The sequence below is a fragment of the Thalassospira sp. CH_XMU1448-2 genome (assembly GCF_037027285.1).
GTDB lineage: Bacteria > Pseudomonadota > Alphaproteobacteria > Rhodospirillales > Thalassospiraceae > Thalassospira > Thalassospira profundimaris_C.
The window spans coordinates 1-21,599 of sequence record NZ_JAYMEA010000002.1 but is presented as its reverse complement, the minus strand read 5'-3'; the positions used below and the strand labels follow the sequence as shown (position 1 = coordinate 21,599).

Genomic DNA, 21,599 nt, shown 5'->3' with positions numbered 1-21,599 from the left:
GCGATATTATGATCTTCTGACCTTGTAACGGCGGAGGCAACCCGTGCTCACGCTACGTGACTGCATCGATTTCAGTGATCTGAAGGAGGAAGAAATACTCGCGATTGCCGAGTGTGAGCATATCCCGCTTGTATCGGCCTTGGAGGAAGGCGAAAGCATGGTACACACTGCACATGGTCGCAAACGTATTGCGTGCATGATCAAGGGTCAGGCCGAAATGTGTGAACGCATGGGAAATACGGTTCATGCCCAATATCTGAACCGGGTGCATGATGCCTTCATCAAACGTTTCGGAAAACACTAACTTACCGCTGATAAAGCTCGAATGTCATTCAACGCCTTTTGGTTTTGACCTCTGACAGGGACGAAAAAGCCGACGCACTGCGTCGGCTTTTCGCGGTTTCAGGCCAGATCAAAAGACCGGCGTTATTTCTTGCGCGACCGGGACGGTTTCGCCTTGGGTTTTGGTTTTTCTTCCTTTTCGCGGTGAATTTCCGGCGTCAGGAATTTGGTCGGCGTTTTCGGATCAAAGTTGAGCGCCTTCAAGGTCTCGGCAAAGTGCGGCGGCACTGGTGCCTCGATGATCACGCGATGCCCGGTCACAGGATGCGGGAAATCAATCGCACGTGCATGCAGATGCATCTGGTTGGACAAACCATCAAGGAATGCTTTGGCCCCGCCATATTTACCATCCCCAAGGATCGGGCATTCAATGGCCTCGCAATGAACGCGCAGCTGGTGCGTCCGCCCGGTCAGTGGCGACAGCGCAAGCCAAGCGGCCTTGCGTCCGGCGCGATGAAGCTGACGGAACACGCTTTGTGCCGATTTGCCAAGCTTTTCGTCGATGACCATCTTTTCCCCGCCCTTGCCTGCGAGTTTGGCAAGCGGCGCATCAATCAGACCTTCGCGTTCGGCCGGTGCACCAGCAACAATCGCCCAATACAGCTTGCGGGTTGATTTGTCCTTGAATGCCTTGGTCAGGGCATGGGCTGCTGATGCCGAACGGGCCAGCAGCAAAACGCCGCTGGTGTCCTTATCAAGACGGTGAACCAGCTTCGGACGTTCCTTGCTATCGAGTTTGAGGGCATCAAGCATGCCGTCAACATGAAGCGACGTGTTGGTTCCGCCCTGTACGGCAAGACCGGCAGGCTTGTTGATCGCGAGAACCACTTCGTCATAGAAAATCACGGAATCGCGCAGGGCCTGAAGATCTGCCTCGCTGGCATCGGACTTGGACGGTCCGGCCTGTTTGCGCTGCTGGACTTCGGCGGGGTTATAGGCCCCGTCCTGCGCCCATGGTTCAGCCCCGCCACCGGACATGACCGGTACGGGCGGGACACGGATTTCCTGTCCCGGCTCGACGCGCTGATTGGCCTTGGCACGTTTGCCGTCGACGCGGATCTGACCGCCACGCAGAAACTTTTGAACCTGACCGAATGTAAATTCCGGGCAATTGCGCTTGAACCAGCGATCAAGCCGCAAATCGGCTTCGTCAGCTTTGACCTTGCGCAGAGTGACACCACTCATTGCAGAATACCCCTTACCAGCGCCATCGCGCCAAACAGTGCGGAAATACCAACCACGACAGAAACAATCACATACAGGGCCGACAGGCCAAGATTGCTTCGTTCATATAGGGTCGCCACATCCAGCGAAAAAGTCGAAAAGGTTGTAAATGCCCCAAGAAAACCGGTCACAAGCAGTGCGCGCATTTCCGGCCCCATCGAAAGTTTAAGGGCCGAAAGTTCGATCAGCACGCCCATCAGAAACGAACCGACGATATTGACCGTAAGCGTTCCCCAGGGAAATCCATTACCCAGAAGCGAGCCCATCATCACAGAAACACTGTGACGTGCGATCGCACCAACGGCGCCACCCAAGGCAATGGAAGCGATAAACAACGGTGAAAATTGCATGGCGCGGAACCTATTCTTTCAAACACCAAAAGTCACGCGTGAAAACCGCATGGGCCCAAGGCAATATCAGAACCCCGGCACGCTTACGACCAGATCGCAGATCAGGTCTGCTATCTGACCTCAGTGTACTTTTAATTTCAATGATCTAAGTTTGGATTAACCCGCCGGTCCCATTCTTGTGACTATATCGGCAATCCAGGCCCGGGTGCGTTTTTCGTTTTGCTGGATATCGTCAAGGCCATAGACCGACTGGGCAAACAGGCAAAACGAAATATCACCGCCCTTTTCGGGCAGGACAAGCTCGACCTCGACCCAGTCGGGAAAATGGAAAATCGGGCTGCGTGCAAGGAAGTACAGGCGTCCGGGCTCCGCTCCGCTGACACCGGTTTTGGCTGTCATGCCGTGTGCGGGAGCCGTTTCGATCATGACATCGGCCAGTGTCGATGCCGCCGCATTAAAATGCGGGCTTTGCATTGACCGGTCTGTTTTGGGCAGCAGATCATCCGGGCAGGCAACGAAGAAGTTGCGTGTTTGCGGCACCGGCGTATCAGGTGCGAAGGTGAATTTGGGCGGTTCTCCTGCCGGTAACATATGGTCGATCAACCCGGTAAAGCGAACGACCACAAATATCCCTGCGAGTACTACCAAGCCCCATATTGCAAACATTACCAGTCGTCTCAATCGCACCACCTGTCTGTTTGCACGCAAGCCAGCCCATCTGGCACACGCCGACACGGCGATTACAATAATACGAATTGGGCCGGAATCAAAATGCCCGACTGGGGAACAGTCGGGCACCGGGAGATGCGAAATACAGCAATCAACGAACGGGGGGGGAAATTGGTTTCGTTGATCAGCAAATTCGCACTGCATTCGCAGTCAAGGTTGTTCGATCAGGCGACAGAAGGCAATGCAACTGCTTCGACATTGGCGATGGCGCGCTGCATGGCTTCTTCGGCATTTACCGCAAAGCCGGATGCGTCAATGATTTCAACTTCCGAAATCCCGACGAAACCAAGCACCTGTTTCAAATACGGGGTCGCAAAATCCGCAGGGCTGTTGACCGGCACGCCGCCAGTCGCAACAACAACATAGGCTTTTTTGCCGCCGAGCAGGCCAACCGCGCCGTTTTCGGTGTATTTGAAGGTCACACCAACACGGGCAATCAGGTCAACCCAGGCTTTGAGGGTCGAAGGAACGCTGAAGTTATACATCGGCGCACCAATGACAAGGACATCAGCCGCCTGAAGTTCGGCAACCATCTTGTCCGAGACAGCAATTACTTCTTTCTGTGCGTCGGTACGGGATTCTTCCGGGGTGTAGAAGGCTCCAACAGTTTCACCGGTCAGTGCGGAAATTGCTTTATCATTGGCATCACGCTCAACGACTTTGGCGGACGGATCGGCAGCAACGATGCGCTCGATCAGTTTGGAAGCGATCTGACGGGAGTTGGAATTCTCACCGTTCACAGATGCGTTCACATGCAGAATATTGGTCATTTGAGGTCTCCAGAAACGTGTTCGTTTGTTGACCTGAAACTACTCTTCTCTGCCGTTCCTGTTTATCCCAAGACTGTTCACCAGATTGTTTCCAAAATGATAACTAACCAACCGTCAGTTAATCTTTAGGCCGCTTTTGTTGCTGATCCTGACGCAGACGGTCGAAATATTCGACCCGCTTTTTCAGATCGCGTTCAAATCCGCGCTCGACCGGCTCATAGAAATTCTGCCGACGCATGCCATCGGGGAAGTAATTCTGACCGGAAAAACCATCTTCCTGATCATGGTCATAGGCATAACCGGTACCATAACCGATATCTTTCATCAGCTTGGTCGGCGCATTAAGGATGTGGGCCGGTGGCATCAGGGAGCCGGTTTCACGCGCGATTTTGAGCGACTTCTTATAAGCCGAATAACCGGCATTCGATTTGGGCGCCAGGGCGAGGTAAATCACAGCCTGGGCCAGGGCAAGCTCGCCCTCGGGGCTGCCAAGCCGCTCATAGGATTCCCAGGCACCAATGCAGAATTGCTGGGCTTGCGGATCGGCCAGCCCAATATCCTCAACCGCCATACGGGTCAGACGGCGCGCAACGAATTTGGGATCCTCTCCCCCGGCCAGCATGCGGTTAAACCAGTAAAGGGCCGCATCCGGGTCAGAGCCACGAATGGATTTATGTAGCGCACTGATCAGGTTGTAATGGCTGTCATCACCCTTGTCATAGATCGGCATCCGCTTTTGCACTGTACGCGCAAGCTCGGCAACGCCAAGCGGGCCATCGTCACTGGGCGGCATTGAAAACAGTTCTTCGGCAAGATTGAGCAAATAACGCCCGTCGCCGTCAGCCATCGCACGCAGGGTTTCACGCGCTTCGGAAGTCAGCGGAAGCTCAAAGCCCATTTCCTTTTCCGCACGAACCAGAAGTTCTTCAAGTCCCTGATCATCCAGACGCTTGAGAACAAGCACCTGACAGCGCGACAAAAGGGCTGCATTCAGCTCAAAAGACGGGTTTTCGGTTGTCGCACCAATAAGCGTAATCGTCCCGTCTTCGACATAGGGCAGGAAGCTGTCCTGCTGGGCCTTGTTGAAACGATGGATTTCATCGATGAACAGCAAGGTCGCCCCGCCGGTGGCGCGGCGCCCGCGGGCGCGTTCGAACACCTTGCGCAGATCAGCAACTCCGGAAAAGATCGCCGAAAGCGGTTCAAAAGCCATATCGGCCACATCGGCCATCAGACGTGCCAATGTGGTTTTGCCACAACCGGGCGGCCCCCAGAGGATGACCGAGGGCACGCGCCCGGTTTTGATCATGCGGGTGATCGGACCGTCATCGCCAAACAGATGCCCCTGCCCCACCACCTCGTCGAGTTTGGCGGGGCGAAGTCTGTCGGCCAAAGGCCGGGATACCTGACTTTCAAACAGGGATGACATAAGCGGTCTTCTCGTTACGGGTGGCCGTTACAGGGTAAACTCGCCTGTCAAAACCTTGCCATCACGTTTTACCGCAATTTTCCAGTCCCGGCTGCGTTCGCCTGATTTGACAACTTCCTTCAGGCGCGCGACCGAGTCAATCTTCTGACCATTGATTTCAACAATATAGTCACCGGCCTGAAGACGTGCGCGACGCGCAAGACTGTCGCGTGCGACCCCAAGGATGACCACACCTTCGGTCAGGGTATCAACCCCGAGCTCGTCAGCCAGTGCCGGGTTCATGTTTGAAACCTTGGTGCCGCTAAACGGGTTATTGCCATCAATCACGCTTTCATCGCGAGCCGGTTTTTCCGGTGCGACTTCAAGCGGCATCGACAGCACGGTTTCCTTGCCACGGCGTAGAACCAGAAGTTCTGCATCGTGGTTCAGTTCAAGGGTCGCGATCCGGAATTTCAGTTCATTGGGGTTATCAACCGGAAGGCCGTTTACCGCCACGACAACATCGCCGGCCCGAAGTCCCCCGCGGTCGGCCGGGCTGCCTTCGCGAATAGCACTGATCAGAACACCATGCGGACGATCAAGTTCAAGCGAGGCCGCCAGATCAGCCGTCACCGCCTGACCACTTGCCCCGACCCATGGACGGCGTAAATCGCCACTGATCAGACCGCGCATCACGACCTTGACCATATTGACCGGAACAGCAAAGCCGATGCCGTTCGATCCACCAGACTTTGTAAAGATCGCCGAGTTGACACCAATCAGCTTGCCATCAATATCAATCAGTGCCCCGCCCGAGTTCCCCGGGTTGATCGCCGCATCGGTCTGGATGAAGGATTGATAATCCTGCCCGGTAACACCGGCACGTGCCAGAGCCGACACAATCCCGCTCGTGACGGTTTGCCCTACGCCAAACGGGTTACCGATGGCCAGAACAAGATCACCGACCTCGACCGCATCGGAATCGCCAAACGAGATGGCGGGCAAGGCACTTTCGACACCGCGCAACTTGAGAACGGCCAGATCGGTACGTTCGTCCGATCCGACAAGCTCGGCATCAAATTCCCGGTTGTCATGCAGGACCACACGGATCTCGCTTGCGCCATCAATCACATGGTGGTTGGTCACAACTGTACCGTCGCCAGAAACGATAACACCCGAGCCAAGAGACCGTTCCACCCGTTGGCGCGGCGCGCCAAATGCACCTCCAAACCGCTCCCCAAAGAATTGCTTGAAGAACGGATCATTGAAGAACGGTGTGCGCTGACGCTCGGCGACGACCTTCTTGGTATAGATATTGACCACAGCCGGTGCGGTCTGTTTGACCAGCGGCGAGAAAGACATTTTGACTTCGGCCTGACTGGTTGGCAGTCGGCGATCATCAGTATGATTTGTCCGGGTTTGGGCCTGTGCTTCCCCGACTGGCGCAACGCCAACAAGGGCGGCCATGGAAATCGTTGCGATTGTCAGAATGGCTGGAATCCATCTTACCTGCACGTCGTTCTCTCTCACTGCTGTCAAACCATGTGATGTGTCTGAATAAAGGATCGTGTTGCCGGCAATCCACAGACATATGAATTAGGAAAACAAGATTTGCCGCGCAACATTGGCGGAAATATGAACAAAATTCCTGACAGGCACCTTAAGTGACGTCAGGGTAAAAGGACCAGAATAAAAGAAAACGGGCGACACCATATGGCATCGCCCGTTTCTGTTTCTTAAAGGCCGAAGCGATGCTTATTCAGCAGCTGCTTCTTCGCCTTCGCCCTCTGCTTCGAGGCGAGCGCGGTCAGCCGCGCCTTTTGCATCGACGTTGCGATCAACAAGTTCGATCACAGCCACCGGTGCCGCATCGCCGTAACGGAAGCCAGCCTTGAGAACGCGGGTGTAACCACCAGCACGCTCTTTGTAGCGATCAGCGATTTCGCCGAACAGCTTGGCAACGACTTTATCGTCACGCAGGATCGAAATAGCCTGACGGCGTGCATGCAGGTCGCCCCGCTTGCCCAGCGTAATCAGTTTTTCGACATACGGGCGAAGATCCTTGGCCTTCGGAAGAGTGGTTTTGATCTGCTCGTGGGTGAGCAGCGAAACTGCCATGTTGGCAAACATCGCCTTACGATGGGACGAAGTACGATTAAGCTTACGGCCTTGCATACCGTGACGCATGGTAACTCTCCTAAATAGCCTGGCTTCGCTCACGAAACCGATTGTAAAACCGCGCCGCCACCCTGAGCAAAGTCAGGTCATGCACGTGCGGTGTGGGCAACTAGCCCGCCGGAAATGCCAAACAGTTCGGTCTTTCCGGTTTGGAGCAACAATTGCTCCGAAAACGGCCCGAAGGCCGAAGACCCGTTCTTAGAACGGATCTTCGAACTTGCGAGCAAGTTCTTCGATGTTTTCCGGCGGCCAACCGCCGACTTCCATACCGAGATGCAGGCCCATCTGAGCCAGTACGTCTTTGATTTCGTTCAGCGACTTACGGCCGAAGTTCGGCGTACGGAGCATTTCTGCTTCGGTCTTCTGAACAAGATCACCGATATAGATGATGTTGTCGTTCTTCAGGCAGTTTGCCGAGCGTACCGACAGTTCAAGCTCGTCAACCTTACGAAGAAGGTTACGGTTGAACGGAAGTTCGTCTTCTTTCTTCTCTTCGACAACCGCTTCCGGCTCTTCGAAGTTGACGAACAGGGACAGCTGGTCCTGAAGGATACGGGCAGCAAGTGCAACCGAATCTTCCGGGGTCAGTGCGCCGTTGGTTTCAACAGTCAGCGACAGCTTGTCAAAATCGGTATCCTGACCAACACGGGTGTTTTCCACCTTGTAGGCCACTTTACGGATCGGGCTGAAGATCGCATCAATCGGAATAAGACCGATCGGTGCATCCGAAGAGCTGTGCGAGCTTGCTGCGACATAGCCTTTACCGTTATCAACGGTAAATTCGATGTTCAGCGTTGCACCATCGTCAAGATGGCACAGCTCGAGATCCGGGTTGAGGATTTCGATATCCGCGCCGGTTTCGATCTGACCTGCGGTGACGGCACCGGGGCCGGTCGCCTTCAGAACCATTTTCTTCGGACCTTCAGCATGCATACGCACGCCCATGGTCTTGATGTTCAGGATGATGTCGGTAACATCTTCACGCACACCCGGAATCGACGAAAATTCGTGCAACACACCGTCGATCTGGATCGCAGTCACCGCCGAACCCTGGAGCGACGACAGCAGAATGCGACGCAGCGCGTTACCCAGAGTCTGACCAAAACCGCGCTCCAGCGGTTCCGCCACGATCGTACCGATGCGGCTGGCATCTGTACCCGGAGTAACATCAAGCTTCGTCGGCTTAATCAGTTCCTGCCAGTTCTTTTGAATCACGAGACCCACCTTCGCAACTGGAGCCTATGGTAAGGAGGACAAAAATTTGCCCTCGCGAGAAACGCGAAGGGGCCCGGCGTATCCGGGCCCAAACGCGGGGTCGTCCGCAAAGATCGACGCGATTAGACGCGACGACGTTTACGCGGACGGCAACCGTTGTGCGGAATCGGCGTTACGTCTTTGATCGACGTAATGGTGAAACCGACAGCCTGAAGCGCACGCAGTGCAGATTCACGTCCCGAACCCGGGCCTTTAACCTGTACTTCAAGAGTTTTCATGCCGTGTTCAGCAGCTTTTTTACCTGCGTCTTCGGCAGCCATCTGTGCAGCATACGGAGTCGATTTACGCGAACCGCGGAAACCCATACCACCAGCGGTCGACCAGGAAATGGTGTTACCCTGAACGTCGGTGATGGTGATCATGGTGTTGTTGAAGGTCGCGTTTACGTGCGCGATACCATTCGTAATATTCTTACGCTCGCGGCGACGGACGCGAGTCTGAGGAGCTTTCGCCATTGTCGTTCCCCTACCTTACTTCTTCTTGCCAGCAATCGGCTTAGCCGGGCCCTTACGGGTGCGAGCGTTGGTGTGAGTACGCTGACCGCGTACCGGGAGACCGCGACGGTGACGGAGACCGCGATAGCAGCCCAGATCCATCAGACGTTTAATGTTCATTGCGGTTTCACGACGAAGGTCGCCTTCAACGGTGTAATCAGCGTCGATGACTTCACGAATCTTCAGAACCTGGTCATCAGAAAGCTGATGAACGCGGGTCGCTGCTTCGATTCCGACCTTTTCGCAAATTTCTTTCGATTTCGCCGGGCCAATGCCGGTGATGTAGGTAAGCGCAATCACGACGCGCTTCGCGGTCGGGATGTTTACGCCAGCAATACGAGCCACTATGTGAACTCCTGTTTCCTGTTAACAAACCCAAGGGCAGATCCGGTAGGGTAGAACGCTGCAAAAGCGGGCCAGCATCGCTGCTAACCCGCAAGCAAAAAACGCCCTGCCCGGGAAATTACCCCAGGATGGCTTCAATCTCGCGCGTAACTTCGTCGATTTCAGCCATCCCGTCAACTGTTTTCAGCTTACCGACCTTTTCATAGTAAGGAATGATCGGTGCTGTCTGCTTGTGATAAGCGTCCAGTCGCGAGGTGACCGTCTCGGCGTTGTCATCCGCACGGCGTTTGAATTCAGTGCCGCCACATACGTCGCAGACACCTTCTTCAGCGGGTTTCTGGAACTCGTCATGATATCCCTGCCCGCATTTGGCACAGGTATAGCGGCCCACAATGCGGGCAACCAACGCTGCGTCATCGACACGCAGTTCAATCACATAATCAAGTGCCAGACCTTTGGTTTCCAGCATGACGTCAAGGGCTTCTGCCTGTGCCGTCGTGCGCGGGAACCCGTCCAGAATGAAACCACCCTTGGCATCATCCTGGTCAAGTCGTTCGGAAATCAGACCGATCATCAGATCGTCGGATACAAGCTGCCCTGCATCCATGACTTCCTTTGCCTTCATCCCCAACTCAGTCCCGGCAGCAACCGCTGCACGAAGCATGTCACCAGTCGAAAGCTGGATCATGCCGCGCCCCGTTTCGAGACGCTTGGCCTGAGTGCCTTTCCCTGCACCGGGAGGGCCAAGAAGGATAATATTCATCGTCTTCCCCCTGAATTCCGCAGTCGTTTTTATCGGCGGCGACCACGCAGTTTGGATTTCTTGATCAGGCCTTCATACTGATGAGCCAGCATATGAGACTGGATCTGCGCAACGGTATCCATGGTTACCGTGACTACGATCAGGAGGCTAGTCCCACCAAAGTAGAAGGGCACAGACCATTCCGCGATCAGCAGTTCCGGCAGGATACAGACGAATGCGAGATAAGCTGCACCGATAACCGTCAGGCGGGTCAGAATGAAATCCAGATGATTCGCGGTATTTTTGCCCGGACGGATGCCCGGAATAAAGCCACCGTGTTTCTTCAGGTTGTCTGCCGTGTCTTCCGGGTTGAAAACAACCGCAGTGTAGAAGAAGGCAAAGAAGACGATCAGGCCGATATAAAGCGCGATGTAAAGCGGCTGGCCACGACCAAGCAGTGCGGTCGCCGTTGTCAGCCATTCCGGCGCATTGCCACCCGCAGTGAACTGAGCAACCGAAAGCGGCATCAGCAGAAGCGAGCTTGCAAAGATCGGCGGAATAACACCGGCAGTGTTGATCTTGAGCGGCAGGTGCGAGCTCTGACCTTCCATGACCTTCATGCCGACCTGGCGTTTCGGGTACTGGATCAGAACGCGGCGCTGTGCACGCTCAACAAAGACGATGAATGCGATAACCGCAATCGCCAGAACGATGATCGCGACGATAACCAGTGCAGAAATCGCACCGGTACGGCCAAGTTCCAGAGTACCGGCAATCGCGCTCGGAAGACCGGCAACAATACCGGTGAAGATGATCAGCGAAATGCCGTTACCGATGCCACGCTGGGTGATCTGTTCACCAAGCCACATCAGGAACATGGTACCACCAACAAGCGTCACAACAGCGGTAAAGCGGAAGAACATGCCCGGGTCATGAACAGCAGCACCGGTCGAACCGGTCATGCTTTCCAGACCAACAGCAATGCCCCACGCCTGAACCGTCGCAATCAGCACCGTCAGGTAGCGGGTATATTGATTAATTTTCTTACGACCCTGTTCACCTTCTTTCTTGAGAGCCTCAAGAGACGGTGAAACAGTTGTCATCAGCTGAATGATAATGGAGGCCGAGATATACGGCATGATATTCAGCGCAAAGATCGTCATACGACCCAGCGCACCACCGGCGAACATGTCGAACATGCCCAGAACGCCGCCCGCATTCTGACGGAAAATGTCAGCAAGAATGGACGGGTCAACACCAGGAACCGGAATATAGGTCCCCAGACGGTATACAATAAGCGCTCCCAAAGTGAACCAGATACGCTTTTTAAGCTCGGTCGACTTAGAAAAAGACGACCAATTCAGGTTCGCGGCAAGCTGCTCGGCGGCCGATGCCATGCACTCATCTCCCAATACACATAAACTGGAGGGTCCGGTCCCGCAAATTACTGGAACCGGACCCTCACGAAGTCATTCTAGGCTTATTCTGCTTTTTCTGCAGCGACCGGAGCAAGAACCTTGACCGAACCACCAACTTTCTCGACAGCTTCAACAGCTGCTTTGGAAGCACCGGAGATTTCGATGTTCAGTTTCGCTTTCAGTTCGCCTTTAGCCAGAAGGCGCAGACCGTCTTTCTGCGGACGGGCAAGACCTTTTTCCGCCAGAACAGCGATGGTGACATTTGCACCTTCTTCAAGAACACCGTTATCAACGGCGGTCTGAAGGGTACCAAGGTTCACAACACCGAACTGTTTCTTGAACGGGTTTTTGAAGCCGCGTTTCGGAAGACGGCGATAGACCGGCATCTGCCCGCCTTCGAAGCCATTAATGGCTACACCTGAACGGGACTTCTGACCCTTCTGACCTGCGCCAGAAGTTTTGCCTTTGCCCGAACCGATGCCGCGACCGACGCGGGTGCGCGCCTTGCGGGCACCCGGGTTATCGGCAAGTTCGTTGAGTTTCATCGTTCAACACCTTTTCGATCTGGGGTCAATCAAGCCTCGTCCACACGGACGAGGTGTTTGACCTTTGCGATCATACCGCGAACAGCTGGGGTATCTTCCAGCTCACGAGTCCGGTGCAGTTTGTTCAGGCCAAGACCCACAAGGGTCTGGCGCTGATCAGCCGGACGTCCGATCGGCGAACCCGTCTGGGTAACGCGTACGGTCGCTTTTTTCTTAGCAGCCATATCGAATTACTCCTTTTCGAGAACGGCGGCAGCAGCCGAACCGCTATCGCGACGGGCAACGACGTCACCGACTTTCAGGCCACGCTTAGCAGCGACCTGACGCGGGGATGCACCGTTGACCAGAGCGTCAAGGGTTGCGCGGATCACGTTGTGCGGGTTGTTCGAACCGGTGCATTTGGACACAACGTCCTGAACGCCCATAGTTTCGAAAACCGCACGCATCGCACCGCCGGCGATGATACCGGTACCAGCCGGAGCCGAGCGAAGGATAACCTTGCCTGCACCGAAATGGCCCTGCGTATCATGGTGAAGGGTACGACCTTCACGAAGCGGAACGCGGATCATGTTGCGTTTAGCAGCTTCGGTAGCCTTACGGATCGCTTCCGGAACTTCACGGGCTTTACCCGTGCCGTATCCGACGCGACCACGCTGGTCACCGACAACTACCATTGCGGAGAAAGCAAAGCGACGGCCGCCCTTAACGACTTTCGCGACGCGGTTGATACCAACCAGCTTGTCGACGAGTTCGTTTTCTTCACGGGCTTTCGGTGCCTGCTGCTGTTGATTCTGGTTACGTGCCATGGTCGTGCTCCTTAGAAGTCCAGACCGCCCTCACGGGCGGCATCGGCCAGAGCTTTCACCCGGCCATGGAACAGATACCCGCCACGATCGAATACGACCGTTTTCACACCAGCTTTGACTGCGCGCTCGGCAATAGCTTTGCCAACCAGAGCAGCGGCTTCGGCATTGCTGCCTTTGCCTGCCAGATCTTTCTCCGCGGTCGAAGCAGCCACCAGGGTGGTGCCAGCGACATCGTCGATGATCTGAGCATAGATGTGAGCGTTCGAACGGTGCACGCTGAGGCGCGGGCGACCGGCCGCTTTCTGGCGGATCGCAAAACGAACGCGACGCTTGCGGCGTTCGAAGAGGCTTCTCACGTTTTTCATCGTGCCTGTCCTTACTTCTTCTTGCCTTCTTTGCGCAAGATATACTCGCCTTCGTAACGGACACCCTTGCCTTTGTAAGGCTCCGGACCGCGCCAGCCGCGTGCATTTGCAGCGAACTGACCAACGAGCTGTTTATCTGCGCCAGAGATGGCGATAAGGGTCGGCTTTTCAGCAACAACGTTCAGACCCGCAGGGATCTCCATTTCAACGTCGTGTGAGAAGCCAAGCTGCAGAACCAGGTTTTTGCCCTGTACCTGCGCACGGTAACCAACACCGGTGATTTCCAGTTTCTTGGTAAAACCTTCCGAGACCCCGGTGACGAGGTTCGCGATGTTCGCACGGGTGGTACCCCAAAGGGCACGAGCGCGCTTGCTATCGTTGTTCGGTTTCACCCAGAGCTGGTTGTCTTCCTGGGTAACGGTTACGTCCGAGGTCAAGGTAAGGTTAAGCTCACCGAGCTTGCCTTTTGCACTGATCTGCTCTTCGGTCAAGGTGATGGTAACGCCGTTAGGCACAACCACCGGATTTTTTCCTACTCGCGACATCGTGGCCCTCCTTAGAATACTTTACAGAGGATTTCGCCGCCGACATTCTGCTCGCGAGCCTCCTGATCCGATAGAACCCCTTTCGGAGTGGACAGGACTGCGATGCCGAGTCCGTTATATACCTTCGGAAGATCCTTGATCTTCGAATATACACGACGGCCCGGGGTCGAGACGCGGTCGATCTGCTTAATCACGGCATCGCCCTCAAAATATTTGAGTTCGATGGTGATTTCGCTGACGCCCTTGCGAATTTCACTAACATTATAACCGCGGATATAACCTTCGCGCTGGAGAACATCCAGCACACCGGTACGCAGTTTCGAAGCCGGCGAGACAACGCTGGATTTACCAACGCGCTGACCGTTACGGATACGCGTGAGCATATCACCGACTGGATCAGTCATCGACATGTGATGTCCTCCTTACCAGCTCGACTTCACCATGCCCGGAATCTGACCACGCGAAGCAAGTTCACGAAGGGCGATACGGGACAGGCGGAATTTGCGATAGACACCGCGCGGACGACCGGATACCTGGCAGCGAATACGCTGACGGATACGAGCCGAGTTACGCGGCAGCTGGGCGAGTTTCATCACAGCCACGATACGGTCCTCAGGGGACGTCTCGCGGTTTGCGATAACCGCTTTAAGAGCGGCACGCTTGGCAGCAAACTGCTTTGCCAGGCGTTCACGTTTGAGTTCACGCTCTACTGAGCTTTTCTTGGCCATGGGCCAACCTCCGTTAGTTTCCGAACGGAAGATCAAAACCCTTAAGAAGGGCAAGAGCTTCGGCGTCGGACTTAGCCGTGGTACAAATGATGATATCCATCCCGCGAACAGAGTCGACTTTGTCGTACTCTACCTCAGGAAAGACGAACTGTTCCTTCAAGCCCATGGCAAAGTTGCCACGGCCATCGAAGGATTTTTTGTTCAGGCCGCGGAAGTCACGAACGCGCGGAAGCGCGATGGTGACCAGGCGGTCCAGGAACTCAAACATACGGTCGCGACGCAGGGTCACTTTACAACCGATGTTCATACCTTCACGAAGTTTGAAAGCCGCTACCGACTTTTTCGCTTTGGTGAAGATAGGCTTCTGACCGGTGATTGCAGCGAGATCCGCAGCAGCACCTTCCAGCTTTTTGCGATCCTGGGTGGCGTCGCCGACACCCATGTTGATCACGATCTTTTCGAGGCGCGGAATCTCCATGGTGTTCTCGTAGGAGAACTCCTTCTGGAGTGCGTCACGCACCACTTCTTTGTAATGTTCGCGCAGGCGCGTCATTTTTCCGTCCCTCAGTTGTCGATGACTTCGCCGCTGAGCTTCGCGAAGCGAACCTTGCGACCGTCATCAAGGGTCTTGAAACCGACGCGGGTCGGCTTGTTTTCTTTCGGATCGACAATCGCGATGTTGGAAACAGCAATTTTTGCTTCCTTCTCGACGATGCCGCCAGCATCAGCACCGGTCGGGCGCTGGTGACGTTTCACCAGGTTGATGCCCGAAACCAGAACTTTATTCTCGGACGGGAAAGCGGCGAGAACCTCGCCGGTCTTCCCTTTGTCTTTACCCGTCAGAACAATGACGCGGTCGCCCTTTTTAATCTTGGCAGCCATTACAGCACCTCCGGAGCGAGCGAAATGATCTTCATGTAACCTTTAGAACGAAGTTCACGGGTTACCGGGCCAAAAATACGCGTGCCGATCGGCTCGCCGTTCGCATTAATGAGAACGGCAGCGTTACGGTCAAAGCGGATCGCCGAGCCATCGGCACGACGAATTTCCTTTGCGGTGCGAACGATGACAGCTTTGTGAACTGCACCCTTCTTTACGCGACCGCGCGGAATGGCTTCCTTGACGGAAACCACGATAACATCACCAACATGAGCGGTTTTGCGCTTCGAGCCGCCCAGCACCTTGATGCACTGGACGCGGCGAGCGCCGCTGTTGTCGGCAACGTCCAGATTGGACTGCATCTGGATCATGGGTTTACCCCTTGACTATGATTGGGCTGAGGACTCACTCCTCGACCACTACTTCCCAAGACTTCAACTTCGAGATCGGTTTGCATTCGCGAATGCGAACAACGTCACCCGTTTTGAAGCGGTTCTCTTCATCGTGCGCGTGGAATTTCTTCGACTTACGCACGTACTTTTTATACAGCGGGTGCATGACCTGGCGTTCCACACGGACCACCACGGTCTTGTCGTTTTTGGTCGAAACGACTGTCCCCTGCAATACACGCCTCGGCATGTGTGTTTACTCCTCTGCGTGTCCAGTTTAGGCCGCGGTCGCACCCTTCTCGTTACCGAGAAGGGTTTTGATGCGGGCAATATCACGACGGACCTGACGGACCCGCGCAGTGTTCTCAAACTGACCGGAAGCCTGCTGGAATCGCATGTTGAACGATTCTTTACGCAGGTCCAGCAGCAGCTGTTTCAGTTCGTCAGCGCTTTTAGCGCGGAGATCAGCAACTTTCATCACTAATTACTCCCCTTCACCAAGACGAGTGACAAACTTGGTCTTGATCGGCAATTTTGCCGCTGCCAGCTCGAAAGCACGGCGTGCAAGATCCAACGGAACACCGTCGAGTTCAAACATGATCCGACCCGGTTTAACGCGTGCCGACCAGTATTCAATCGAGCCTTTACCTTTACCCTGACGGACTTCGGCAGGCTTCTGCGAGACCGGGAGATCCGGGAAAACGCGAATCCACACACGACCCTGACGGCGGATGTGGCGGGTGATCGCGCGGCGAGCCGCTTCGATCTGACGCGCCGTTATACGCTCAGGCTCCAAGGCTTTCAAGCCATAAGCACCGAAATTAAGATCCGTACCACCTTTGGCCTCACCTTTAAGGCGGCCTTTGAAGGCTTTACGGAACTTTGTACGTTTCGGAGAAAGCATATCTGTATCTCCTTACTTACGGTTGGTACCAGCCGACTCGAGAGCTTTACGCTCTGAAGCCAACGGATCGTGTGCCATGATTTCGCCCTTGAAGATCCAGACCTTCAGACCGCAAACACCATAGGTGGTGTGTGCTTCCGAAGTGCCGTAATCAACGTCCGCACGCAGAGTGTGCAGCGGAACGCGACCTTCACGGTACCATTCGGTACGGGCGATTTCAGCGCCACCAAGACGACCAGCAGCATTGATACGAATGCCACCAGCACCGAGACGCATTGCGTTCTGAACCGAGCGCTTCATAGCGCGACGGAACGAAACACGGCGCTCAAGCTGCTGGGCGATGTTATCAGCGACCAGCTTGGCATCGATTTCCGGCTTGCGGATTTCGATGATGTTAACCTGCACTTCGGCATTCGCCAGTTTCTGCAGATCGTTCTTGAGCTTCTCGATGTCCTGGCCTTTTTTCCCGATCACAACGCCCGGACGAGCGGTGTGGATCGAGATGCGGGCTTTTTTCGCCGGACGTTCGATAATCACCTTCGCTACACCAGCCTGCTTGAGGCGGTCGAAGATGTATTTACGGATCGCAAGGTCTTCATGAAGAAGACCAGCGAAATCGGCCTTGTTGGCGTACCAGCGGGAATCCCAGGTACGGTTAATCCCAACGCGCAGACCGATCGGATTTACTTTCTGACCCATTACTCGGTCTCCTCACGTTCGCAAACGACGATGCGCATGTTGGAGAACGGCTTAATGATCTTGCCGACGCGACCGCGTGCACGGGCGCGCCAACGTTTCATCACGAAGGCCTTACCAACAGATGCCTCTTTAACGTAGAGACGGTCGACATCGAGCTGATGGTTGTTCTCGGCATTAGCAATTGCCGATTCCAGCAGCTTTTTGACGTCCTGCGAAATACGTTTATTGGAGAAGGTCAGTTCTGCCAAAGCAGCTTCTGCCTTCAAACCACGGATCGACTCGGCGACGAGGTTGAGCTTACGCGGGGAAATGCGTACTGCCCGGAGCGAAGCCGCAGCCTCGTTATCCGCCAGCCGACGGATGTCAGCTTTCTTACCCATCGTTACTTCCTCTTCGCCTTTTTGTCGGCCGCGTGACCATAATAGGTACGGGTCGGCGAGAATTCACCGAACTTGTGACCAATCATGTCTTCGGTCACCAGCACCGGCAAGAATTTCTGGCCATTGTAAACCCCAAAGGTGAGGCCTACGAATTGCGGCAGAATCGTCGAACGCCGCGACCAGGTCTTAATTACCTCATTCCGGCCTGAGGCACGGACAGTATCGGCTTTCTTAAGAAGGTATCCGTCAACAAACGGACCCTTCCAAACGGAACGCGCCATAGTCTAGCCTCCTCCGTTAGCTCTTGTGACGACGGCGCATGATGAGCGCGTCGGTCTTTTTGTTCGAGCGGGTACGTTTGCCCTTGGTAGGCTTGCCCCACGGCGTAACCGGGTGACGACCACCCGAAGTACGACCTTCACCACCACCATGCGGGTGATCGATCGGGTTCATGGCAACACCACGAACCGAAGGACGCTTGCCGAGCCAGCGATTACGGCCGGCTTTACCAAGGTTAGTGTTCTGATGGTCCGGGTTGGACACGGCACCGATGGTAGCCATGCATTCACCACGAACCAAACGTACCTCACCGGAGGACAGCTTAAGCTGGGCGTAACCCTGGTCCTTACCAACGAGCTGCACGTATGCGCCTGCTGAACGTGCGATCTGACCACCTTTACCGGCTTTCAGTTCGACGTTATGGACAATGGTACCGACCGGAATGTTCTTCAGCGGTGCGGCGTTACCCGGCTTGATGTCTACGCGTTCAGCGGCAACAACGTTGTCGCCGACAGCGAGACGCTGCGGTGCGAGGATGTAGGCCAGCTCGTCGTCGGAATAGCGAACCAGTGCGATAAACGCGGTACGGTTCGGATCATATTCCAAACGCTCGACGGTACCGACGACGTCAAACTTGGTACGTTTGAAGTCGATGAGACGGTAACGACGTTTGTGACCACCACCAATACGACGGGCGGTGATACGACCAGTGTTGTTACGGCCACCTTTCTTGCGAAGACCTTCGGTCAACGCTTTGATCGGCTTGCCCTTGTGGAGATCGGAACGATCCACGAGAACCAGCTGACGGCGACCAGGAGAGGTTGGTTTAAACTTCTTCAAAGCCATTGTCTTAGATTCCCGTAGTCACGTCGATGGACTGACCCTCTTCGAGGGTAACCATCGCTTTCTTGAAATCACTCCGACGACCGGAAACACCGCGAAAACGCTTGGTTTTTCCTTTTACCACAGAGGTATTGACCGCCTTGACCTTCACCCCGAACAGACCTTCCACAGCAGCCTTGATTTCCGGCTTGGTGGCGTCGATCGCAACTTTGAACGCAACTGCGTTGTGTTCAGAAATCAGCGTCGACTTTTCAGTGATATGCGGGGCGCGGATGACTTCGTACATCCGCTCTTTGCTGATGATCGTCATTTGAGACGTGCCTCCAACGCTTCGACCGCACCCTTGGTCAGCACCAGGGTGTCACGGCGCAGGATGTCATAGACGTTAGCACCGATCTCCGGGAGCACGTCAATCTGCGGGATGTTGCGCGCTGCGCGTGCAAAACCTTCGTTGACCTGCGCACCATCGATGATCAGTGCAGATTTCCAGCCGAGTTTACCGAAAACTGCGACCAGATTCTTGGTTTTGGCGTCCGAGAATTCCGCGTTATCAAGAACGATAAGCTTACCGTCCTTTGCTTTAGCCGACAGAGCGGTTTTAAGCGCGAGTTTACGGAACTTCTTGGTCAGATCGTGTGCGTGGTCGCGAACGCGCGGACCGTGCACGGTACCACCACCACGGAACTGTGCAGCCTTACGGGAACCGTGACGAGCACCGCCACTACCTTTCTGACGCACGAATTTTTTCGTGGTTGCGGAAACTTCCGACTTTTCCTTCACCTTGTGGGTCCCGGCGCGACGTTTTGCCAGCTGCCAGTTCACCATGCGGTGCAGGATGTCACGACGTACTTCCAGACCAAAGATCTCTTCTGCAAGATCGATGTTACCTGCCTTGGAAGCGTCAAGTTTAAGAATGTCGAGCTTCATGATGCTTATTCCTTATCCTCGGCGACAGCTTCTTCAGCAGCCGGGGCAGCACCCTTAAGCGCGGCCGGGAACGGAAGACCTTCCGGTGCAGCACGCTTCACAGCATCCTTAACAAGGACGTAGGCGCCCTTGTGACCCGGAACTGCACCGTGGATCAGGATCAGGCCTTTGTCGGCGTCAGAAGCGACAACCTTAAGGGACTGAACAGTCACACGAGCGGCACCGAGGTGACCAGCCATCTTCTTACCTTTGAAGACGCGGCCCGGATCCTGGCACTGACCGGTGGAACCATGCGAACGGTGCGAAACAGACACACCGTGCGACGCACGCAGACCACCGAAGTTATGACGCTTCATCGCACCGGCAAAACCTTTACCGATGGAAGTGCCGATAACGTCAACGTACTGGCCTTCTACGAAGTGAGCGGCAGAAAGTTCTGCACCAACTTCGATCAGGCCGTCTTCGCTAACGCGGAATTCAGCAAGTTTGGCTTTCGGCTCAACCTTGGCTTTGGCGAAGTGGCCACGCATCGGCTTGGATACGTTTTTCACTTTCGCTTTGCCATAACCAAGCTGAACAGCGACGTAGCCGTCGGTGTCGTTGGTACGGTTGGCGACAACCTGAAGATCTTCGACCTTCAGTACGGTTACAGGAAGGTGGGAACCATCGTCTTTGAAGACGCGGGTCATGCCTACCTTCTGGGTAATAAGTCCACTACGCATTGCGGCTTACTCCCGATTAAAGTTTGATCTCGACGTCGACGCCGGCAGCCAGATCGAGCTTCATAAGAGCATCGACGGTCTGTGGGGTCGGGTCGACAATGTCGAGAAGACGCTTGTGCGTACGGATTTCGAACTGCTCACGCGATTTCTTATCGATGTGCGGAGACCGCAGAACAGTGTATTTCTCAATGCGGGTCGGCAGCGGAATCGGGCCGCGGACCTCTGCGCCAGTGCGCTTCGCCGTATTGACGATCTCGCGCGTGGACTGATCCAGCACGCGATGGTCAAACGCCTTAAGGCGAATGCGAATGTTCTGACTATCCATGTAATTATGTACCGGAGCCCTCAAAAGGACACCGGCCCCTCAACTGGAGTTGACGATTGCCGCAAAAGTGTTGCGGGCGGCTTACATAGCCGCCCGCTTCACAAAGATCAAGAGAAAAAATTACTCGATGATCTTGGCAACAACGCCCGCGCCGACGGTACGACCGCCTTCACGGATTGCGAAACGCAGACCTTCGTCCATTGCGATCGGTGCAATGAGGGTCGCGGTCATCTGGACGTTGTCGCCCGGCATAACCATTTCGGTGCCAGCCGGCAGCTCGATCGAACCGGTAACGTCAGTCGTACGGAAGTAGAACTGCGGACGGTAGTTCGAGAAGAACGGCGTATGGCGACCACCTTCATCCTTCGTCAGGATGTAAGCTTCTGCGGTGAACTTGGTGTGCGGCTTGATCGAGCCGACATGCGCCAGAACCTGGCCACGCTCGACGTCTTCACGCTTGGTACCACGAAGCAGTGCGCCGATGTTGTCGCCAGCTTCACCCTGATCGAGCAGCTTGCGGAACATTTCAACGCCGGTGACGATCGTCTTGACGGTGTCTTTGATACCGACGATTTCGACTTCTTCACCAACTTTCACGATACCGGTTTCTACACGACCGGTAACAACCGTACCACGACCCGAGATCGAGAACACGTCTTCGATCGGCATCAGGAACGGACGATCTTTCGGACGATCCGGTGCCGGGATGTAGTCATCAACTGCTGCCATCAGTTCGAGGATAGCATTCTTGCCGATTTCATCATCGCGACCTTCCAGAGCAGCAAGAGCCGAGCCCTTGATGATCGGAATATCGTCGCCCGGGAAGTCGTAGGACGACAGAAGTTCACGGATTTCCATTTCGACGAGCTCGAGGAGCTCTTCGTCATCAACCTGGTCAACCTTGTTCATGAACACGACCAGTGCCGGAACGCCAACCTGACGTGCAAGCAGAATGTGCTCGCGGGTCTGTGGCATCGGGCCATCTGCT

At 55.0% G+C, this 21,599-nt stretch carries 35 protein-coding genes; 1 reads left to right on the top strand and 34 read right to left on the bottom strand.

The features are described from left to right. Window positions 1-43: 43 nt before the first annotated feature. On the top strand, window positions 44-304 hold the full coding sequence (locus WA318_RS07400; protein WP_114098851.1) for a hypothetical protein: 261 nt from the start codon (window positions 44-46) through the stop codon (window positions 302-304). 122 nt (window positions 305-426) lie between these two features. Here the strand turns inward: WA318_RS07400 and WA318_RS07395 are convergent, their stop codons facing one another. From WA318_RS07395 to WA318_RS07230, 34 genes are all read right to left on the bottom strand, one after another. Continuing rightward, window positions 427-1,527 carry an RluA family pseudouridine synthase gene (locus WA318_RS07395; protein WP_114098852.1) on the bottom strand — a complete coding sequence of 367 codons (1,101 nt, stop codon included), beginning with the start codon at window positions 1,525-1,527 and terminating at the stop codon, window positions 427-429. Beyond that, window positions 1,524-1,916 carry a fluoride efflux transporter CrcB gene (gene crcB, locus WA318_RS07390; protein ID WP_114098853.1) on the bottom strand — a complete coding sequence of 131 codons (393 nt, stop codon included), beginning with the start codon at window positions 1,914-1,916 and terminating at the stop codon, window positions 1,524-1,526. Before crcB ends, WA318_RS07395 begins: the two co-directional genes overlap by 4 nt. Window positions 1,917-2,072: 156 nt before the next feature. Beyond that, the gene (locus WA318_RS07385) at window positions 2,073-2,564 is read right to left on the bottom strand and encodes a DUF1499 domain-containing protein (RefSeq protein ID WP_336080447.1); all 492 of its coding nucleotides are present in this window, start codon (window positions 2,562-2,564) and stop codon (window positions 2,073-2,075) included. 245 nt (window positions 2,565-2,809) lie between these two features. Next, window positions 2,810-3,415, bottom strand: a complete 606-nt coding sequence (locus tag WA318_RS07380; protein ID WP_336080446.1) for an FMN-dependent NADH-azoreductase — start codon at window positions 3,413-3,415, stop codon at window positions 2,810-2,812. Window positions 3,416-3,533: 118 nt separating this feature from the next. Then, complete coding sequence (locus WA318_RS07375) at window positions 3,534-4,844, bottom strand: replication-associated recombination protein A (protein ID WP_336080445.1); 1,311 nt, start codon at window positions 4,842-4,844, stop codon at window positions 3,534-3,536. A gap of 27 nt (window positions 4,845-4,871) precedes the next feature. Further along, entirely contained in the window at window positions 4,872-6,338 is a 1,467-nt protein-coding gene (locus WA318_RS07370) for a DegQ family serine endoprotease (RefSeq protein WP_336080444.1), read from the bottom strand. Window positions 6,339-6,578: 240 nt separating this feature from the next. Further along, window positions 6,579-7,010 (bottom strand): 50S ribosomal protein L17, encoded by a 432-nt coding sequence (gene rplQ, locus WA318_RS07365; RefSeq protein WP_114098859.1) that lies wholly within the window; start codon window positions 7,008-7,010, stop codon window positions 6,579-6,581. 189 nt (window positions 7,011-7,199) lie between these two features. After that, window positions 7,200-8,216, bottom strand: a complete 1,017-nt coding sequence (locus WA318_RS07360; RefSeq protein ID WP_114098889.1) for a DNA-directed RNA polymerase subunit alpha — start codon at window positions 8,214-8,216, stop codon at window positions 7,200-7,202. A gap of 122 nt (window positions 8,217-8,338) precedes the next feature. Further along, window positions 8,339-8,731, bottom strand: coding sequence for a 30S ribosomal protein S11 (gene rpsK, locus WA318_RS07355; protein ID WP_044828432.1), 393 nt, complete (start codon window positions 8,729-8,731; stop codon window positions 8,339-8,341). A 15-nt stretch (window positions 8,732-8,746) separates the two neighbouring features. Further along, window positions 8,747-9,115 carry a 30S ribosomal protein S13 gene (gene rpsM / locus WA318_RS07350; protein WP_114098860.1) on the bottom strand — a complete coding sequence of 123 codons (369 nt, stop codon included), beginning with the start codon at window positions 9,113-9,115 and terminating at the stop codon, window positions 8,747-8,749. A 118-nt stretch (window positions 9,116-9,233) separates the two neighbouring features. Next, on the bottom strand, window positions 9,234-9,878 hold the full coding sequence (locus WA318_RS07345) for an adenylate kinase (RefSeq protein WP_114098861.1): 645 nt from the start codon (window positions 9,876-9,878) through the stop codon (window positions 9,234-9,236). A gap of 29 nt (window positions 9,879-9,907) precedes the next feature. Further along, a complete protein-coding gene (secY, locus tag WA318_RS07340) occupies window positions 9,908-11,254 on the bottom strand; it encodes a preprotein translocase subunit SecY (protein WP_114098862.1) in 1,347 nt (448 codons plus the stop codon). Window positions 11,255-11,337: 83 nt separating this feature from the next. Continuing rightward, window positions 11,338-11,820, bottom strand: a complete 483-nt coding sequence (rplO, locus tag WA318_RS07335) for a 50S ribosomal protein L15 (RefSeq protein WP_114098863.1) — start codon at window positions 11,818-11,820, stop codon at window positions 11,338-11,340. A 29-nt stretch (window positions 11,821-11,849) separates the two neighbouring features. Continuing rightward, window positions 11,850-12,044, bottom strand: a complete 195-nt coding sequence (rpmD, locus tag WA318_RS07330; protein ID WP_007091489.1) for a 50S ribosomal protein L30 — start codon at window positions 12,042-12,044, stop codon at window positions 11,850-11,852. Between the two features lie 6 nt (window positions 12,045-12,050). Further along, a complete protein-coding gene (rpsE, locus tag WA318_RS07325; RefSeq protein WP_008892191.1) occupies window positions 12,051-12,626 on the bottom strand; it encodes a 30S ribosomal protein S5 in 576 nt (191 codons plus the stop codon). An 11-nt stretch (window positions 12,627-12,637) separates the two neighbouring features. Then, window positions 12,638-12,991 carry a 50S ribosomal protein L18 gene (gene rplR / locus WA318_RS07320; RefSeq protein WP_114098864.1) on the bottom strand — a complete coding sequence of 118 codons (354 nt, stop codon included), beginning with the start codon at window positions 12,989-12,991 and terminating at the stop codon, window positions 12,638-12,640. 11 nt (window positions 12,992-13,002) lie between these two features. Further along, window positions 13,003-13,536: a 50S ribosomal protein L6 gene (gene rplF, locus WA318_RS07315; RefSeq protein WP_114098865.1), complete on the bottom strand. Its 534-nt coding sequence runs from the start codon at window positions 13,534-13,536 to the stop codon at window positions 13,003-13,005. A gap of 11 nt (window positions 13,537-13,547) precedes the next feature. Beyond that, window positions 13,548-13,946, bottom strand: a complete 399-nt coding sequence (gene rpsH / locus WA318_RS07310) for a 30S ribosomal protein S8 (RefSeq protein ID WP_114098866.1) — start codon at window positions 13,944-13,946, stop codon at window positions 13,548-13,550. A gap of 12 nt (window positions 13,947-13,958) precedes the next feature. After that, window positions 13,959-14,264, bottom strand: coding sequence for a 30S ribosomal protein S14 (gene rpsN, locus WA318_RS07305; RefSeq protein ID WP_114098867.1), 306 nt, complete (start codon window positions 14,262-14,264; stop codon window positions 13,959-13,961). Between the two features lie 13 nt (window positions 14,265-14,277). Further along, window positions 14,278-14,817, bottom strand: coding sequence for a 50S ribosomal protein L5 (gene rplE, locus WA318_RS07300; RefSeq protein WP_114098868.1), 540 nt, complete (start codon window positions 14,815-14,817; stop codon window positions 14,278-14,280). A gap of 11 nt (window positions 14,818-14,828) precedes the next feature. Further along, the gene (gene rplX, locus WA318_RS07295; RefSeq protein WP_114098869.1) at window positions 14,829-15,146 is read right to left on the bottom strand and encodes a 50S ribosomal protein L24; all 318 of its coding nucleotides are present in this window, start codon (window positions 15,144-15,146) and stop codon (window positions 14,829-14,831) included. Further along, on the bottom strand, window positions 15,146-15,514 hold the full coding sequence (gene rplN / locus WA318_RS07290; protein WP_033067181.1) for a 50S ribosomal protein L14: 369 nt from the start codon (window positions 15,512-15,514) through the stop codon (window positions 15,146-15,148). Before rplN ends, rplX begins: the two co-directional genes overlap by 1 nt. A 34-nt stretch (window positions 15,515-15,548) precedes the next feature. Continuing rightward, the gene (gene rpsQ / locus WA318_RS07285) at window positions 15,549-15,782 is read right to left on the bottom strand and encodes a 30S ribosomal protein S17 (protein WP_008892183.1); all 234 of its coding nucleotides are present in this window, start codon (window positions 15,780-15,782) and stop codon (window positions 15,549-15,551) included. 27 nt (window positions 15,783-15,809) lie between these two features. Continuing rightward, the gene (rpmC, locus tag WA318_RS07280; RefSeq protein WP_114098870.1) at window positions 15,810-16,010 is read right to left on the bottom strand and encodes a 50S ribosomal protein L29; all 201 of its coding nucleotides are present in this window, start codon (window positions 16,008-16,010) and stop codon (window positions 15,810-15,812) included. A gap of 6 nt (window positions 16,011-16,016) precedes the next feature. Beyond that, a complete protein-coding gene (gene rplP, locus WA318_RS07275) occupies window positions 16,017-16,436 on the bottom strand; it encodes a 50S ribosomal protein L16 (protein ID WP_114098871.1) in 420 nt (139 codons plus the stop codon). 12 nt (window positions 16,437-16,448) lie between these two features. Next, on the bottom strand, window positions 16,449-17,135 hold the full coding sequence (gene rpsC, locus WA318_RS07270; RefSeq protein WP_114098872.1) for a 30S ribosomal protein S3: 687 nt from the start codon (window positions 17,133-17,135) through the stop codon (window positions 16,449-16,451). Then, entirely contained in the window at window positions 17,135-17,515 is a 381-nt protein-coding gene (rplV, locus tag WA318_RS07265; protein ID WP_114098873.1) for a 50S ribosomal protein L22, read from the bottom strand. The genes rpsC and rplV overlap by 1 nt, the downstream gene beginning before the upstream one ends. A 2-nt stretch (window positions 17,516-17,517) precedes the next feature. Then, on the bottom strand, window positions 17,518-17,796 hold the full coding sequence (rpsS, locus tag WA318_RS07260; protein ID WP_008892178.1) for a 30S ribosomal protein S19: 279 nt from the start codon (window positions 17,794-17,796) through the stop codon (window positions 17,518-17,520). Window positions 17,797-17,812: 16 nt separating this feature from the next. Beyond that, on the bottom strand, window positions 17,813-18,640 hold the full coding sequence (gene rplB, locus WA318_RS07255) for a 50S ribosomal protein L2 (RefSeq protein WP_068518269.1): 828 nt from the start codon (window positions 18,638-18,640) through the stop codon (window positions 17,813-17,815). Window positions 18,641-18,644: 4 nt separating this feature from the next. Continuing rightward, window positions 18,645-18,947, bottom strand: coding sequence for a 50S ribosomal protein L23 (locus tag WA318_RS07250; RefSeq protein WP_068518270.1), 303 nt, complete (start codon window positions 18,945-18,947; stop codon window positions 18,645-18,647). Then, window positions 18,944-19,564 (bottom strand): 50S ribosomal protein L4, encoded by a 621-nt coding sequence (gene rplD, locus WA318_RS07245; protein WP_114098874.1) that lies wholly within the window; start codon window positions 19,562-19,564, stop codon window positions 18,944-18,946. The genes WA318_RS07250 and rplD overlap by 4 nt, the downstream gene beginning before the upstream one ends. Before the next feature lie 5 nt (window positions 19,565-19,569). Then, window positions 19,570-20,286, bottom strand: coding sequence for a 50S ribosomal protein L3 (rplC, locus tag WA318_RS07240; RefSeq protein WP_114098875.1), 717 nt, complete (start codon window positions 20,284-20,286; stop codon window positions 19,570-19,572). A gap of 16 nt (window positions 20,287-20,302) precedes the next feature. Next, window positions 20,303-20,611: a 30S ribosomal protein S10 gene (gene rpsJ, locus WA318_RS07235; protein ID WP_007091508.1), complete on the bottom strand. Its 309-nt coding sequence runs from the start codon at window positions 20,609-20,611 to the stop codon at window positions 20,303-20,305. Window positions 20,612-20,731: 120 nt separating this feature from the next. Then, the coding region (locus WA318_RS07230) for an elongation factor Tu (RefSeq protein ID WP_336080443.1) at window positions 20,732-21,599 on the bottom strand (868 nt) is incomplete at its 5' end.

Coding starts and splice junctions, on each gene's coding strand:
- WA318_RS07375 (WP_336080445.1), bottom strand. CDS start 4,844: ATGTCATCCCTGTTTGAAAGTCAGGTATCCCGGCCTTTGGCCGACAGA.
- rplD (WP_114098874.1), bottom strand. CDS start 19,564: ATGAAGCTCGACATTCTTAAACTTGACGCTTCCAAGGCAGGTAACATC.
- rpsK (WP_044828432.1), bottom strand. CDS start 8,731: ATGGCGAAAGCTCCTCAGACTCGCGTCCGTCGCCGCGAGCGTAAGAAT.
- WA318_RS07380 (WP_336080446.1), bottom strand. CDS start 3,415: ATGACCAATATTCTGCATGTGAACGCATCTGTGAACGGTGAGAATTCC.
- rplP (WP_114098871.1), bottom strand. CDS start 16,436: ATGCTTTCTCCGAAACGTACAAAGTTCCGTAAAGCCTTCAAAGGCCGC.
- rplQ (WP_114098859.1), bottom strand. CDS start 7,010: ATGCGTCACGGTATGCAAGGCCGTAAGCTTAATCGTACTTCGTCCCAT.
- rplR (WP_114098864.1), bottom strand. CDS start 12,991: ATGAAAAACGTGAGAAGCCTCTTCGAACGCCGCAAGCGTCGCGTTCGT.
- WA318_RS07345 (WP_114098861.1), bottom strand. CDS start 9,878: ATGAATATTATCCTTCTTGGCCCTCCCGGTGCAGGGAAAGGCACTCAG.
- rplO (WP_114098863.1), bottom strand. CDS start 11,820: ATGAAACTCAACGAACTTGCCGATAACCCGGGTGCCCGCAAGGCGCGC.
- rplC (WP_114098875.1), bottom strand. CDS start 20,286: ATGCGTAGTGGACTTATTACCCAGAAGGTAGGCATGACCCGCGTCTTC.
- WA318_RS07250 (WP_068518270.1), bottom strand. CDS start 18,947: ATGACGATCATCAGCAAAGAGCGGATGTACGAAGTCATCCGCGCCCCG.
- rpsN (WP_114098867.1), bottom strand. CDS start 14,264: ATGGCCAAGAAAAGCTCAGTAGAGCGTGAACTCAAACGTGAACGCCTG.
- rpsS (WP_008892178.1), bottom strand. CDS start 17,796: ATGGCGCGTTCCGTTTGGAAGGGTCCGTTTGTTGACGGATACCTTCTT.
- rpsH (WP_114098866.1), bottom strand. CDS start 13,946: ATGTCGATGACTGATCCAGTCGGTGATATGCTCACGCGTATCCGTAAC.
- rplV (WP_114098873.1), bottom strand. CDS start 17,515: ATGGGTAAGAAAGCTGACATCCGTCGGCTGGCGGATAACGAGGCTGCG.
- secY (WP_114098862.1), bottom strand. CDS start 11,254: ATGGCATCGGCCGCCGAGCAGCTTGCCGCGAACCTGAATTGGTCGTCT.
- rplN (WP_033067181.1), bottom strand. CDS start 15,514: ATGATCCAGATGCAGTCCAATCTGGACGTTGCCGACAACAGCGGCGCT.
- rpsC (WP_114098872.1), bottom strand. CDS start 17,135: ATGGGTCAGAAAGTAAATCCGATCGGTCTGCGCGTTGGGATTAACCGT.
- crcB (WP_114098853.1), bottom strand. CDS start 1,916: ATGCAATTTTCACCGTTGTTTATCGCTTCCATTGCCTTGGGTGGCGCC.
- WA318_RS07395 (WP_114098852.1), bottom strand. CDS start 1,527: ATGAGTGGTGTCACTCTGCGCAAGGTCAAAGCTGACGAAGCCGATTTG.
- rplX (WP_114098869.1), bottom strand. CDS start 15,146: ATGGCTGCCAAGATTAAAAAGGGCGACCGCGTCATTGTTCTGACGGGT.
- rplF (WP_114098865.1), bottom strand. CDS start 13,536: ATGTCGCGAGTAGGAAAAAATCCGGTGGTTGTGCCTAACGGCGTTACC.
- rpmC (WP_114098870.1), bottom strand. CDS start 16,010: ATGAAAGTTGCTGATCTCCGCGCTAAAAGCGCTGACGAACTGAAACAG.
- rpsE (WP_008892191.1), bottom strand. CDS start 12,626: ATGGCACGTAACCAGAATCAACAGCAGCAGGCACCGAAAGCCCGTGAA.
- rpsJ (WP_007091508.1), bottom strand. CDS start 20,611: ATGGATAGTCAGAACATTCGCATTCGCCTTAAGGCGTTTGACCATCGC.
- rplE (WP_114098868.1), bottom strand. CDS start 14,817: ATGACGCGCCTGCGCGAACATTACAAAGAAGTGGTGCGTGACGCACTC.
- rpsQ (WP_008892183.1), bottom strand. CDS start 15,782: ATGCCGAGGCGTGTATTGCAGGGGACAGTCGTTTCGACCAAAAACGAC.
- rpmD (WP_007091489.1), bottom strand. CDS start 12,044: ATGGCTGCTAAGAAAAAAGCGACCGTACGCGTTACCCAGACGGGTTCG.
- rplB (WP_068518269.1), bottom strand. CDS start 18,640: ATGGCTTTGAAGAAGTTTAAACCAACCTCTCCTGGTCGCCGTCAGCTG.